The organism is Prauserella flavalba (assembly GCF_003202235.1).
In the GTDB taxonomy this organism is placed as follows: domain Bacteria; phylum Actinomycetota; class Actinomycetes; order Mycobacteriales; family Pseudonocardiaceae; genus Prauserella_A; species Prauserella_A flavalba.
In genome coordinates this window covers 100177-113179 of the sequence record NZ_MASU01000017.1, presented here as the reverse complement: position 1 = coordinate 113179, position 13003 = coordinate 100177, and the positions used below count along the sequence as shown (strand labels likewise).

Annotated in this window: 11 protein-coding genes; 5 read left to right on the top strand and 6 right to left on the bottom strand. The window is 69.2% G+C overall.

Features of this window, described 5'->3' with window-relative positions; all coding sequences use genetic code 11:
- Nucleotides 1-134: 134 nt before the first annotated feature.
- The 4 genes from BA062_RS34080 to BA062_RS34065 form a co-directional block, all read right to left on the bottom strand.
- Nucleotides 135-743 (bottom strand): GTP-binding protein, encoded by a 609-nt coding sequence (locus BA062_RS34080; RefSeq protein WP_110343252.1) that lies wholly within the window; start codon nucleotides 741-743, stop codon nucleotides 135-137.
- The gene (locus tag BA062_RS34075; RefSeq protein ID WP_110343251.1) at nucleotides 724-1497 is read right to left on the bottom strand and encodes a DUF742 domain-containing protein; all 774 of its coding nucleotides are present in this window, start codon (nucleotides 1495-1497) and stop codon (nucleotides 724-726) included. Before BA062_RS34075 ends, BA062_RS34080 begins: the two co-directional genes overlap by 20 nt.
- A 71-nt stretch (nucleotides 1498-1568) precedes the next feature.
- Nucleotides 1569-2027: a roadblock/LC7 domain-containing protein gene (locus tag BA062_RS34070; RefSeq protein ID WP_110343250.1), complete on the bottom strand. Its 459-nt coding sequence runs from the start codon at nucleotides 2025-2027 to the stop codon at nucleotides 1569-1571.
- A gap of 3 nt (nucleotides 2028-2030) precedes the next feature.
- Nucleotides 2031-5123, bottom strand: a complete 3093-nt coding sequence (locus BA062_RS34065; protein WP_110343249.1) for a sensor histidine kinase — start codon at nucleotides 5121-5123, stop codon at nucleotides 2031-2033.
- Between the two features lie 639 nt (nucleotides 5124-5762).
- On the opposite strand from BA062_RS34065, the gene BA062_RS34060 reads away from it, so the two are divergent.
- From BA062_RS34060 to BA062_RS34045, 4 genes are read left to right on the top strand one after another with little or no spacing between them, the layout of a single operon-like run.
- Nucleotides 5763-6710, top strand: coding sequence for an ABC transporter substrate-binding protein (locus tag BA062_RS34060; RefSeq protein ID WP_110343326.1), 948 nt, complete (start codon nucleotides 5763-5765; stop codon nucleotides 6708-6710).
- On the top strand, nucleotides 6710-7480 hold the full coding sequence (locus BA062_RS34055; RefSeq protein ID WP_110343248.1) for an ABC transporter permease: 771 nt from the start codon (nucleotides 6710-6712) through the stop codon (nucleotides 7478-7480). Before BA062_RS34060 ends, BA062_RS34055 begins: the two co-directional genes overlap by 1 nt.
- Nucleotides 7481-7485: 5 nt before the next feature.
- The gene (locus BA062_RS34050) at nucleotides 7486-8313 is read left to right on the top strand and encodes an ABC transporter permease (protein ID WP_168214173.1); all 828 of its coding nucleotides are present in this window, start codon (nucleotides 7486-7488) and stop codon (nucleotides 8311-8313) included.
- Between the two features lie 48 nt (nucleotides 8314-8361).
- Nucleotides 8362-9246 carry an ABC transporter ATP-binding protein gene (locus BA062_RS34045; protein ID WP_210407078.1) on the top strand — a complete coding sequence of 295 codons (885 nt, stop codon included), beginning with the start codon at nucleotides 8362-8364 and terminating at the stop codon, nucleotides 9244-9246.
- 16 nt (nucleotides 9247-9262) lie between these two features.
- Here BA062_RS34045 and BA062_RS34040 read toward each other — a convergent pair whose 3' ends face one another.
- Nucleotides 9263-9664 carry a nuclear transport factor 2 family protein gene (locus BA062_RS34040; protein ID WP_110343245.1) on the bottom strand — a complete coding sequence of 134 codons (402 nt, stop codon included), beginning with the start codon at nucleotides 9662-9664 and terminating at the stop codon, nucleotides 9263-9265.
- Between the two features lie 83 nt (nucleotides 9665-9747).
- On the opposite strand from BA062_RS34040, the gene BA062_RS34035 reads away from it, so the two are divergent.
- A complete protein-coding gene (locus tag BA062_RS34035; RefSeq protein WP_110343244.1) occupies nucleotides 9748-10299 on the top strand; it encodes a TetR/AcrR family transcriptional regulator in 552 nt (183 codons plus the stop codon).
- A gap of 6 nt (nucleotides 10300-10305) precedes the next feature.
- Here the strand turns inward: BA062_RS34035 and BA062_RS34030 are convergent, their stop codons facing one another.
- Entirely contained in the window at nucleotides 10306-12831 is a 2526-nt protein-coding gene (locus BA062_RS34030; RefSeq protein ID WP_110343243.1) for a sensor histidine kinase, read from the bottom strand.
- Nucleotides 12832-13003: the final 172 nt, after the last annotated feature.

Genomic DNA, 13003 nt, shown 5'->3' with positions numbered 1-13003 from the left:
TGTCCCTCCTCGCCTGCGCACACTGTTCCAGCGGCCAGACTATTAGCCAGGTCAAACCGGTCGCGGACAAGTCCCCCGTACGCGCGTGCTGTTCACGCGGGCGGCGGCACGACCCTGTGACCTGGCCCGGGGAGCTAACCCGCCTGCAGCGCGCTGTCGTGAGCGATGGCGTGCTGGACGACCGAGATCAGCACCTGCTTCGCCGACTCCCTGTCCCTCGCGTCGCACGCCATGATCGGCACCGACGGCGAGATCGTGAGCGCGTGGCGCACGTCCTCGATCTGGTGGTGGAGCAGCCGGTCGAAGCAGTTGATCGCCACGATGTACGGCAGCTTCCGGTTCTCGAAGAAGTCGATGGACGGGAACGCGTCGGCCAGCCGCCGCGTGTCCACGAGCACCACCGCGCCGATCGCGCCGAGTGCGAGGTCGTCCCACATGAACCAGAACCGGTGCTGACCCGGTGTGCCGAAAACGTAGAGGACCAGGTCGGAGTCCAGCGAGATACGCCCGAAGTCCATCGCGACCGTGGTGGTCATCTTGTGTGGCGTGGCGGAGAGGTCGTCGACCGAGAGGCTCGCCTCGGTCATCGACGCTTCCGTCGTCAGCGGGGCGATCTCCGAGACCGCGCCCACCAGCGTCGTCTTGCCGACGCCGAACCCACCGGCCACCACGATCTTGGCCGACGAGGTCGGACCGCTCGCCGCAGACGTAGTCGCGTCGGAGTCAAATTCTCCGAAGGCCACTGAGCACCCTTTCCATGAACTCGATACTGGGCCGGTCCCCCACCATGGAGGTCGCGGAGTGCACGAGCACCAGTCCGAGACCTGCAACGTCACCAACCAGAACCCGCACCACACCCAGCGGCAGCTTCAGAAGCGCCGCCACCTCCGCGACCGAGCGGGTGTCCAGGCACAGGCCGCAGATCGACCGGTGCTCCGGCACCCGGACCCGCTCGAGCCTTCGGCCCTGGTCGCTGGTCGACACCAGCGCCTCGAGCGCGAGGTCGTAGGCGGGCTTGGTCCTGCCCTTCGTACGGAAGTAAGGCCGGACCAGACCGGACGTGGTCTCGGCCGGCCGTTCCGGCTCCACGCTCGCCTGCCTCGGCACCGGCGACGGCACGAGGTCCTGCGAAGGCGGGCCACCGTCGAGCGAGCGCTCGGCGAAAGCCGAGAAGGCCGCCGACTCGTCCGGCTCGACGAGCCCGCCGCCGCCCATGCCGTAGAGCTCGGAGCCGGGACCGCTCATCAGCCGCTGCCGGTACTCGCTCACGTCGAAATCGGCAGGGCCCTGCGTGCCCGTGTCCAGCGGGCTGAGCCATTCGCCCGTATCCGCCGGCCTCCCGGTCGCCGGACCGTCGAACCGTGAGGGACGCCAGTCACGGTCGCCCCAGTCGTCCCGATCGCGGTAGGCCACATCGTTGTCCGACTCGTCCGGCCAGCGTCCGGCCGGCTGGCCTCTGTCGAGTCGGCGGTCACCTCGCGAGTGCCCGGAATCCACGGCGGTCTCCTCAGTGTTTTCTCACTGTGCCTGTCGGACGCGTCGTCGCCGCGCGATCTGGCTGCACCGGCTCACCGCCGCACCGCACCCTGAAGCTGAGCACGAAGCTCCGGCGTCATCTGCTGACCGACCCGGTCGACCAGCAACGTCATTTCGTATACGACCAGCCCGATGTCACTGTCCGGCGAGCCGAGCACGGCGAGGCAGGACCCGTCGGACACCGACATCAGGAACAGGAAGCCGTTGGCCATCTCGACCACCGTCTGTGCGACCGCGCCGCCCTCGAAGACCTGGGCCGCGCCCCGCGCGAGGCTGGTCAGGCCCGAAGCGACGGCGGCGAGCTGATCCGCCCGGTCCTTCGGCAGCCCCCGTGACGCCGCGAGCAGCAGACCGTCGGCCGAGACCACGACAGCGTGTGCCGCGCCCGGCACGCGGTGCACGAAGTCCGTGATGAGCCAAGCGAAGCTCCCCTTCTGACCGGAGCCGCCCTGCTTCGGCGCCCCCGGCTGCGCTGCACCAGCCCGTGTCAACTCTTACTCCTTCGCCCCGTTGTCGGTGGATCGATCGCCCGACCCGCTCGACGTAACAGAATCGAACTGCGTCTCTTCGGCCGACGGCTCCTTCAGCGCGTGGCGGCCACTCTGGTACCCGCGCTGGAAGCTCATCATGCGGTTGCGTGCCGCATCGGCCGATCTGGCGATGGCGCCCTGCCCCGGCTTCCCGACCGTGGTGTCCCTGAACGCGTCGCCCTCGGTCGGCCGGATCGAGCCCGGCACCAAGTATGCGTTGGGCACCCTCTTGGGTAGGCCGGCGGGCGTGATCTCCTCGTTCTTCGACTCCAGCAGGGCGTGTGCCGCCTGCCATCCGCTGTCCGAGACACTCCGCCACTCTTCCTCGGACGTGGCCTCCGGCTCCTCGGCATAGCTGTCCGGCTCCACTTGCTGCTCCGGTTCGGCTTGCTCCTGCTCCGGCTCTTCCTCGCTGAACCAGCGCGAGAGTACGGACTGATAGATCGGCAACCTCCTGGTGGGAACGTCGTCCTCCAGTGCGCTGCCGTCGCCCCCTGCCGGCTCCTGCTGGGCCGGCTGTTCCGGCGTGACCGGAACGTAGCGCGGTTCGCGCTTCGGCAGGGCGAGCGTGTAGTCACTGTCACCGGACCCGTGTCCGCTGCCGTTGGCGGTCTCCGCCTCCGGCTGCTCTGCGGGCCACTGGGGCTCCTGCTCCCGCGCGGGCGGGGGCGGCTCCGGCGGCGAGGGGCTGACGAACGGACCGGCCGCCCTGGTGGTACCGCCGACGAGGTCGTCGAGGCTGATCGGCTGGTCGAGCGGCACCAGCCCGTTCGCGTCGCGCTGCGGCTCGCCGGACGACGGCGAGGCAAGCGCCTGCGGGTTCGCGGGCGCGGGCGCCGTCGGCGGCAGCTGTGTGGTCTCGGCCGGATCGGTGAAGCTCGTGATCGGCGGCAGCGACGGCGACGAGATGTCCTCGTGAGAGCCGTTGCGCTGGGCGCTGATCCTCGGCGGTGCCACCGGTTCCTCGGCCTGGGGCGGGCTTGTGAGCAGTTCGGTCGGGACCACGACGCGGGCGATGACACCGCCTTCGATGTCCTCGTTCTCCCGCAGCCGGACCTCGATGCCGTGCCTCTTGGCCAGGCGCGCGACCACATACAGCCCCATGCGCCTCGTCACCGACACGTCCAGGTCAGGCGGATCGGCCAGTCGCTCGTTCGCCTCGGTCAGCTGCTGCTCGGTCATGCCGACACCGCGGTCGGTGATCTGGATGGCGAGGGCGTGCCGCCTCGTCACCACCGCGCGCACGCTGATCTTGGTATCGGGCTCCGAGAAGTACGTCGCGTTGTCGAGCAGCTCCGCGAGCAGGTGCACGAGGTCGTGGATGGCGCGGCCCTGAACCGCGACGTCCGGGATCGTGCCGACCTCGACCCTGGCGTACTGCTCGATCTCGGACACCGCGGCGCCGACCACATCGGCGGCGGGCACCGGCCGGGAGACCGACTTCGCCAGGCCGGCGCCGGAGAGCACCAGCAGGCTTTCACCGTTGCGCCGCAGGCGGGTGGCGAGGTGGTCGAGCTCGAAGAGGCTCGCGAGCTGGTCCGGGTCCTGTTCGTCGGCCTCGAGCTGGTCGATCACGCCGAGCTGCCGCTCCACCAGGCGCTGGCTGCGCCGGGACAGGTTGACGAAGATGCCGTTGACGTTCTCGCGCAGAAGCGCCTGCTCGGCCGCCATCCGGATCGCCCGCTCGTGCACCACGTCGAACGAGCGCGCGACCTCGCCGATCTCCTCCCTGGTGTACACGGGCACCGGGGCGATGGCGTTGCGCGACGCCTCGATCGGGTTGGGGTCGGCGAGGATGCGCCGGACCGTCTCGGGCAGCCGGACGTAGGCGACCTCCAGCGCGCTGCTGCGCAGCACGCGAAGCGGTCCCAGCATCAGCCGGGCGATGGCGAGCATCAGCAGCAGCGCGGCGGCGAGAGCGGCGAGCACGATGCCGGAGTCGCGCCACGCGGCGGTGGTGGCCGAGTCGGCGAGGTTGCCCGCGTGGGCCCGCAGGTTGTCGAGCAGCTGCGATTCCACCGTGCGGAACTTGTCGAGCGTGACCGTCGTGTTGTTCGCCAGCTCGTTGCTGTTGATGAACAACGGCTCGTCCAGCTCGGCGCGGACGAAGGACTGCTCCCTGATCCGCTGCCGTCCGTCGACCTCCGGACCACTGACGGTGTCGGAGAACAGCTGACGCTGCTCGGGCGAGGAGAAAGCGTTGAACGTCTCGACGGCCGCCTCACCACCGGCGAACGCCGACCGCGCCTGGTCGAGGAGGTCGGCGGGAAACTCGTTGTGCAGAGCGGCGATCTGCAGGGCGGCGTCCTGGCGGGCGACGAACTCCTTCGCCTCGCTGACCGCCTGGATCGTCGTGCCCTCGCGCAGCAGGTCCTGGTCGGTGACCGCGGTGTTCACCTCGCGGCCGAGCCGCACCAGTTCGTCCAAAATCGACGAATAGGTGGACAGCGCGGAAACATCCGAGTAAGGCGAGGAGTTGATGGCGTTGCGAAGGGGCCCCAGCGCGTCGAGCCGCTGGATGCCCCTGTTGTACCGGTCTCTGGCGGCGGGGTCCTCGGTGTCGATCTCGTCGGCGACGCCGCGCAGCTGCGACACGGCCCGGTCGACCTGCAGGATCTGCGCGTCGAGCGCGCCGCGTCTGCGAGGGTCGCCGTTGGAGGCGACCGTGGCCACGGCCAGCGTGCGCTCGGCCTGCAGCTCGTGCACGACCGAGGTGATGCTGATGGCGAGGTCCACCTGCTCCGCCGTCTGCTGGAACTCGTCGGCCCTGTCCAGCGCGTCGAACGCACGCAGGCCGCCGAGCACGAGAGCCGTCGCCGTCGGAATGATCAGCACCAGCGCGAGCTTCGAGCGCACGCGCCAGTTGCGTAGTCCCCGGCGAGAGCGCTCCTGTTCCGCGGCGCCTTCCCGGGCCGACTGGGGAGCATTCGGCGCGGCAGGCGTGCCGGCGCCCGCCGCGCCGGTTCCTTCCTCCGCGTTCTGGTCGAGCACTACGAGCACACTCCCAAGACTCGAGCCAGCAGGTCCTCGGACATCCGCGGCTCGAACGGACGCCATCCACCAGATAACAAGCCTGTTCTCGGCACGACCGCACCACAGGGACAGGGCGACGGGGTTCGCTTCAGCGCAAGCATCGTGTCGGGGCCTTGCCCTTGCACAACTCGCCCGACTACCTAGCTGACCAGGTAGTAGCTCGTCGCCGCCGTCTCGCCAGCGTCTCCGACCTGCGGGAAACGCCCCGTCCGCTCAGCCATGACAGGCACTCTCTCACTGAAGTGGTGGTCTGTACCGAGTTCGCAGAGGCAGAGAGTAGCGAAGACCTGGTGAACATGTAACCCTTACAGGCGAGGGCTGTGCATAAGCACCAACAGGCCTACCGCCAACCGGCGCAATTTTCTTCGCGTCGAGCAGGACGAACACGCTAAGTAGCGCAGCTCACTCATTGGTTCGAACAATCTAGTGACGTGCACCACTTGACCCGGGCCGGTGAGCACCCATTGTGATGTGTTCACTCCGTTCTCTAGAGTGACCGCGTACTGCGATGGTCCAGCTTTGAACCATCCCCAATCCACTCGGTACACAACTACAGTGACCTCTTTGTTCCTCTAGGAGTTGGCCTTGCTTCGACAAACACTCCGCTTGGCACGAGGCTCCAGACGGCGCGCGAGGGTCGGCGTCTTCGCGACCGCCCTCGTCATGCTGGCCTCCACCAGTGGCTGCGGCATGCTGGGCGGATCCGACGACTCGTCGGAGGGCGGCAACGGAAATCTGGAGAAGTCCAAGATCTCCGTGTCGGTCATGCCGACGATCGACCTCGCACCGTTCCATCTCGCGATGAAGAACGGCTATTTCAAGGACGAGGGTCTCGATGTCGAGGTCGTCAACGCCCCGAGCGGCCAGGCATCGCTGACCAAGCTCATCAACGGCGAGGTCGACGTCGCCTACAGCAGTTACACCCCGTTCTTCATCGCACAGAGCAAGGGCGCGGCGGAGTTCAAGTTCGTCGCCGACGCCTCCTCCGCGGGACCGAAGAGCACCATGGTCGTCACCATGCCGAACTCGCCGGTGAAAAAGGTTCAGGACCTCCCCGGCAAGTCGATCGCCATCACCAGCGAGAACACCATGTCCGACACGCTCACCAAGTCGGTCATGAAGACCAACGGCGTCGACTTCTCCGACGTGCAGTGGGTTTCGCTGCCGTTCCCGGAGATGGCGGGTGCCCTTCAGCGTGGTGACGTGGACGCGGCATTCATGACGGAGCCCTTCATCACCTCCGCGGCCAAGACGATCGGCGCCGTTCCGGTGTTCGACACCGCGACCGGCCCCACGAAGGACTTCCCGACGGCGGGCTACGCGTCGCAGGCGCAGTTCGCCGACGAGAACCCCAACGTCGTCGCCGCGTTCCAGCGCGCGCTGGACAAGGCCACGCGCGAAGCCGCCGACCGCAGCAAGATCGAGCCGCTGATGGTCGAGTTCGCCAAGGTGGACAAGGAGATCGCGTCGATGACGAACCTCCTGACCTTCCAGTCCAAGTTGGACGCTCGGCGCCTGCAGCGCGTTCCCGACCTGCTCCTGGAGTTCGGTGGTATTCAGGAGAAGATGGACGCCTCGTCGATGATCGCGCAGCCGGCGGCTGATAGTTAGTGCGCTCCCTGTACCGAAACCTGGCCGGCCTGATCGGCTTCTTCCTCATCTGGGAAGGAGCCGTGAGGGTCGGCCTGGTGCCAGAGCTGTTCGTACCGCCACCGTCCGAGGTTCTGGCGACCACGGTGGACCTGCTCGGCCAGGAGCCCTTCATCCGGGACGTGATCGCCACGGTGCTGGCGTGGGCCATCGCGCTGGGGATCTCGATCGCCGTCGCGGTGCCCGCGGGCCTCGTGCTCGGCAGCGTCGCCTGGCTGCGCACTGCGACCAGGGCGATCGTGGAGTTCCTGCGTCCGATCCCTTCGGTGGCACTGATTCCGTTGGTGCTCCTCGTGGTCGGTGGCGGACCGGAAGCCAAGATCACGCTCGCCGTGTACGCCGCGGTGTGGCCGATCCTGTTCAACACCATCTACGCCCTCGCCGAGATCGATCCGGTGCTGATGGACACCGCCCGCGCCTGCGGCACGAGCCGCTCGCGCATGCTCACGTCCGTCGCACTGCCCCACGCGGCACCGTTCGTCTTCACCGGCATCCGGATGTCCGCGGCCATCGCGCTGATCCTCGTGGTGAGCACCGAGTACGTCGCCGGTGCGTCGAGCGGGCTCGGCAACTTCATCCTCGAGGCCAGTTCCGGTGGGACCAACATGGACCAGGTGCTCGCCGGCACGGTGGTCGCCGGCGTGATCGGGTACCTCATCAACGACGGCCTCGAACGGATGGGCAGGCGCATGTTCCGCTGGAACGAGGCCGTGGGGGAGGCTGCGAAGTGACCCAGGTGACCGACCGCGCCACTCGGCTTCGCAGCCAGGCGGCCGCGGGGATCTCCGGCTTCGCCCGCAACTGGCTGGTGTTCATCGGCGCGGTAGCTGTGTGGGAACTCGCCACCCGCCTCGCGGCGAGCGTCTTCTTCCCGCCACCGAGCCAGATCGTCACCACGGCAGTGGAGTTGTGGTTCTCCGGACCTGCGTCGCAGCTGTTCCTCTCCGAGACCGTCTTCGACCACATCCTGCCCAGCATCGGCAGGTGTCTCGGCGGGTGGGCCATCGCCGTGGTGCTCGGTGTCGGCCTCGGCACGGCGCTGGGACGTTCGCGGACCGGCATGGAGTACGTCGGCCCACTGTTCGCGTTCTTCCGCGCCATCCCACCGCCGACCCTCGTGCCCGTGTTCATGGTGTTGTTCGGGCTCGGCCCCGGGATGCAGGTCGCCACGATCATCTTCGGAGCGATCTGGCCGATCCTGCTCAACACCGTCGACGGGGTCCGCTCGGTGGACTCCGTGAAGGTCGACACGGCGCGGTCGTTCCGCACGCCCGCTCCCTACTGGATCGGCATGGTGGTGCTGCCCGCGGCGCTGCCGAAGATCTTCGCCGGGCTGCGCCTGAGCCTGTCGATCTCGCTGATCCTGATGGTCGTGTCGGAGCTGATCGGTTCGCTGAACGGAATCGGGCACGAGCTCATCTCGTCCCAGCAGCAGTTCGACTTTCCCCTGATGTGGTCGTGGATCGTCCTGCTCGGCATTCTCGGCTACGGTCTGAACGCGGTGCTGCTCACCGTCGAGCGTCGCGTACTCCGCTGGCAACCCACTCGGAACGACGATGGGTGACCGCCCGTTCCGTTTCCTCGCAACCCACAGGAGGCTGACGTGCCGACCATGCTCGAGGTGACCGGCCTCAACCACCGCTACGGCAAGGGCGACGGCGCTCATGTGGCCGTGCGAGAGCTGTCCTTCTCCGTCGACGCCGGCGAGCTCGCCTGCATCGTCGGCCCTTCCGGCTGCGGGAAGTCCACGCTCCTGCGGTGCATCGCGGGCCTGATCCCGCCGACCGGCGGCTCGGTGCGGCTGCATGGCGACGAGGTGTCGGGTGTTCCGGACGACCTCGCCGTGGTGTTCCAGGACTACAGCCGGTCGCTCTTCCCGTGGCTCACCGTGGCCCGCAACGTGGAGTTCCCGCTGCGCTGGCGCAAGCTGAGCAAACAGGAACGGGCCGAGCGTGCTCAGGAAGCCCTCGACGCAGTGGGCCTTTCCGGTGTCGGCAAGAAGTTCCCCTGGCAGCTCTCCGGCGGCATGCAGCAGCGCGTCTCGATCGCCCGTGCCCTCGCGAGCAAGCCGGCTCTGCTGATCATGGACGAACCGTTCGCGTCCGTGGACGCGCAGACTCGGTTCGAGCTGGAGGACCTGCTGCGCCGGGTCCAGCGAGAGCAGCAGAGCACCATCCTGCTGGTGACCCACGACATCGACGAGAGCGTGTACCTGGGCGACCGGGTGCTCGTGCTGTCGAAGTCGCCGGCGACGATCGTCGCTGACCTGGCCGTGGACCTGCCTGCCGAGCGGGACCAGATCGCCACGAGGGAGTCCGCGAAGTTCGTGACGCTGCGCGGCGAGGTCGCGCGGCTGCTCCAGGGCGGGCCCGCGGCCCCGGAGACCGCGGCAGAGACGTCCGACGAGGCCACCGCCACCGCGGACGCCGCCGAATGGGAGGCCACCGAGGAGGCGGCCGCCGAGACCGGCGACTCCGCCAAGGAAGCCAGCCACTGACGGGAACGGCATCACGTCACCCCAGTGCTCCGGCGAGCGCCACGGGGTCGTGGTAGTCGCGCGACCGGACGATCCGGCCGTCGCGCACCCTGACCACGAAGATGTTGTGAACGGAGAGCTCGCGACCGCTCGTCGTGACGGTCACGTCGTAGTCGCACTCGGCGACGATCACCTCCGGATCGGTGGTCTCGTACACGACGAGGTCGCGAGCCCGCATCTCCAGCGGAAGCCCTGCCGCACCAGCGAAGTGCTTCCTGATCGCCTCGCGCCCCACGAGCCGCACCTCTCGCGGCTTGGCGAAGGGCTGCTCCACCACCGCGTCCTCCGCGTAGAGCTCGGGAACCGTGTCCCACTCCCCGTTCATCACACCGCGCAGCTGTGCCTCGAAGACCTCGCGCGGGCTCCTGACTTCGACCATCGGCCACCTCCCGGTAGTATCGGAGTCATGACTCCGCTTGAAGAATACGGAGCCGCGACTCCGGTTGTCAACGAGGTGCCGCGGTGAGCCCGCGCGCGGACGCACTCCGCAACAGGGCCAAGGTGCTCACGGCCGCGGACGAGGTATTCCTCGAGCAGGGCACGACGGCATCCACCGAGGAGGTCGCAAGAAGAGCCGGAGTCGGCGTCGGCACGGTGTTCCGGCACTTCCCGACCAAGGAGGCGCTGCTCGAAGCCGTCTACCTGGAACGGCTCAGGCAGGTGGGCGCGGACGCCGCCGAACTGGCCACCCGCGACGACGCCGGTTCCGCCTTCCACGAGTTCTTCGAGCGGCTCGTCGGGCAGTCCGGCCCGAAACAGGCACTCACGGAGGCGCTGGCCGCGGAGGGCGTGGACGTCGCGGACACGGACTCCCCCGTTCGCCAGGAGGTCCGCGAGTCGCTGGCGACCCTGCTCGAACGTGCCCAGCAGGCGGGCAGGGTGCGCGAGGACGTCGGCGTCGACGAGGTGATCGCATTGCTGATCGGTGCGAGCCAGGCGACGAGGTGGACCACCGACGTCTCGATGCGGGGCCGCACGCTGAACGTCATCCTCGACGGGCTGCGCCCGCACTGAGCGGGATCACTCGGCGCGGGCGTGCCGTCCCCGCCGGACCCCGTCCTGCAGGCTGGTCATCCTCGTGCGCACGTCCTCCGGCGAGCGGCTCACGGTGGGGCTCTCGTCGTCCTCTGTCGGCCACTGGACATGCTCGGCCAGCGGTTCGTCCGAGGTCTGGAACCACTGGGTCAGGACCTCCTGGTACGCGGGCAGGCGGTCGGTCGGGGTGTCGATGGCGAGCGCGGGCTGCGGCTCGGTGATCTCCTCCGGCGACGGTTCGTCGGGCTCGACCGGCCACTCCGGAGGCGGCGCCCACCGCACCGCGGCCCGGTGCGCCGCGGGTTCCCGCCACGCGTCGACCGGTTCCGGGGGCACGGGCAGAGGCTCCGCCTCCGGCCAGTGCCTGGGCTCGACCGGGGGCCACTGCTCCTCCGGCGACGGCCGGGGTTCCGGCTCGGGCTCCGGCTCGGGCTCGGGCTCGGGCTCGGGCTCGGGCTCGGGCTCGGGAGCAGGGACGTGCGCCGGCTCCGGTGACACCGGGGCGGCCGCCTCGACCGGCAACGGCGGCGACACGGGGTCGCCGGGCTGGATCAGGGTGGCCGGCACGACCACCGTCGCGGTCAGCCCCCGGATGTCGGCGGCCGAGAGCCGGACGCGGATCTGGTGCCTGCGAGCGAGGCGCGACACGACGTAGAGCCCCATGCGCCGCGAAACCTCGACGTCGACCTCGGGAGGCTCGGCCAGACGCGCGTTGGCCCTCCGGATCTCGGTCTCCGGCATGCCCGCACCGCGATCGGTGATGTCGATGCGCCACTCGCCGTGTTCGGTCACGGAGCTGACCACCGACACGGGCGCGTCGTCGCCGGAGTAGTCGGTGGCGTTCTCGAAGAGCTCCGAGATCACGTGCACGAGGTCGCTCACGGCCTCCCCCAGCACGGCCAGGCGTGGTGTCGCGGCGACGTTGATGCGCTGGTAGTGCTCGACCTCGGACAGTGCCGCGCCGATGATCTCGTCGGCCGACACCGAGCCGGGCAGCGGACGCCCCGCGTCCTGGCCTGCGAGAACGAGCAGGTTCTCGCTGTTGCGCCGCATGCGCGTGGCCAGGTGGTCCAGCTCGAACAGCCCGCCGAGGATGTCGGGGTCCTGCTCGTGCTCCTCCATGCGGTCGAGCACCGACAGCTGGCGTTCGACGAGGTCCTGGCTGCGCCGCGAGAGGTTGACGAACATCGAGTTGACGTTCTCGCGCAGCATCGCCTGCTCGCCCGCGAGGCGCACCGCCTCGCCGTGCACCGCGTCGAAGGCCCTCGCGACCTGGCCCAGTTCCTCCCTGGTGAACACGGGAACCGGTTCGACGGCGCGACGATGGGCGTCCTCGGGCCGGGGGTCCGGGTCGGCGAGGATCCCCTTGACCGCCTCGGGCAGCCGGTGCTGCGCCACGTCGAGCGCACTGCTGCGCAGCACCCGCAGTGGCCGCAGCAGCGAGCGCGCGATCAGCACGGCGAGCACGGCCGCGACGAGCAACACGCCCAGGATCACGCCGCCGTCGGTCATCGCGGATCTTCGCGCGTCAGCGGCGAGCGCGTCCGAGCGCTGCTGGATCTGGCCGTACAACGAGTCCTGGACCTGCTTGACGAGGTCGACGGTCTCGGTCGCGGCGGCGTCCCACTCTCCAGGGTCGATCTCGGGGAACGCCTCGTTCGCCTCGGCGCTGCTGAGCACCGACTCGACCATGCCGTTCCCGGCGTCGACGGCGGGTCCGCGCACGGTCTCGTCGTACCGCGCCCGCTGGTCGTCGGTCGCGAACTTCGTGAAGTCCTTGTGCGCGGCCGCCAGCTCCGCCTCGGCGCCGAGGAGCGCCCGCATCCGGTCTGAGGGCAGGTCCTGCGCGACCAGGGACTCGGCAACGAGCGCGCGCCGCACCGACAGCTGGTCCTTGACCCTCGCGAGCGCGTTCGCCGCGAGCCGCGTGCGGGCCAGCTCCTGGTCGCTCTGGCCGGGGGCGGCCTGGTCGCCGATGTCGAGCAGCCCGGAGATCAGTTCGTTGTACGAGCGCAGCACGACCTCCGCCGGCGAGGTCGAGTTCTCGCCCTCGAACCGGAGATCGGTGAGCACGCCGAGGCGTTCGTCCAGCAGCCGGAAGCCGTCGGCGGCCTGCTGGGAAAGATCCGGGGTCGCGGAGCCCAGGGTGCGGTCGAAGTCGCCGATCGCCGCGTCGACGCGCTCGCGCTGCGCGCGCAGCCCGGCGAGGTCGCCCAGCCGGTCCTCCGCGACGTACCGCACGGTGAGGGCACGTTCCCGCTGGAGCTCGTGCACCACGGCGGCGACGGTGGTGTCGACGCGGACCCGCTGGGCTCCGTCGGCGAACTCGTCGGCGCGGTCGAGGTCGGCCGCGATGCGGACGCCCACCAACACCACGACGGCGAGTACCGGGATGAGCAACATCGCGAGCAACCGGGTCCGCAGCTTCCAGTTGCCGAGTCGCCAACGGCCTCCGGCAAGCCCGGAATCCGTCGCGTCGGCCCGTTGGGGACGCTTGCTGCGACGGGTCACCTGGCTTCCTTTGCACACCTGTGGGGCTGGTCCCCGGGAAACCACTGGAGGGTAGCGGCCCGCGCGATGGCCGCCGACGACGCCCGCAGGTCCAGCGGGGGATGCCCGGCGATGGTATTGCGTTCCCCTGCCCGAGCTCCACCAGATCGGAAAATCCCTCCCGCCTGCTGGG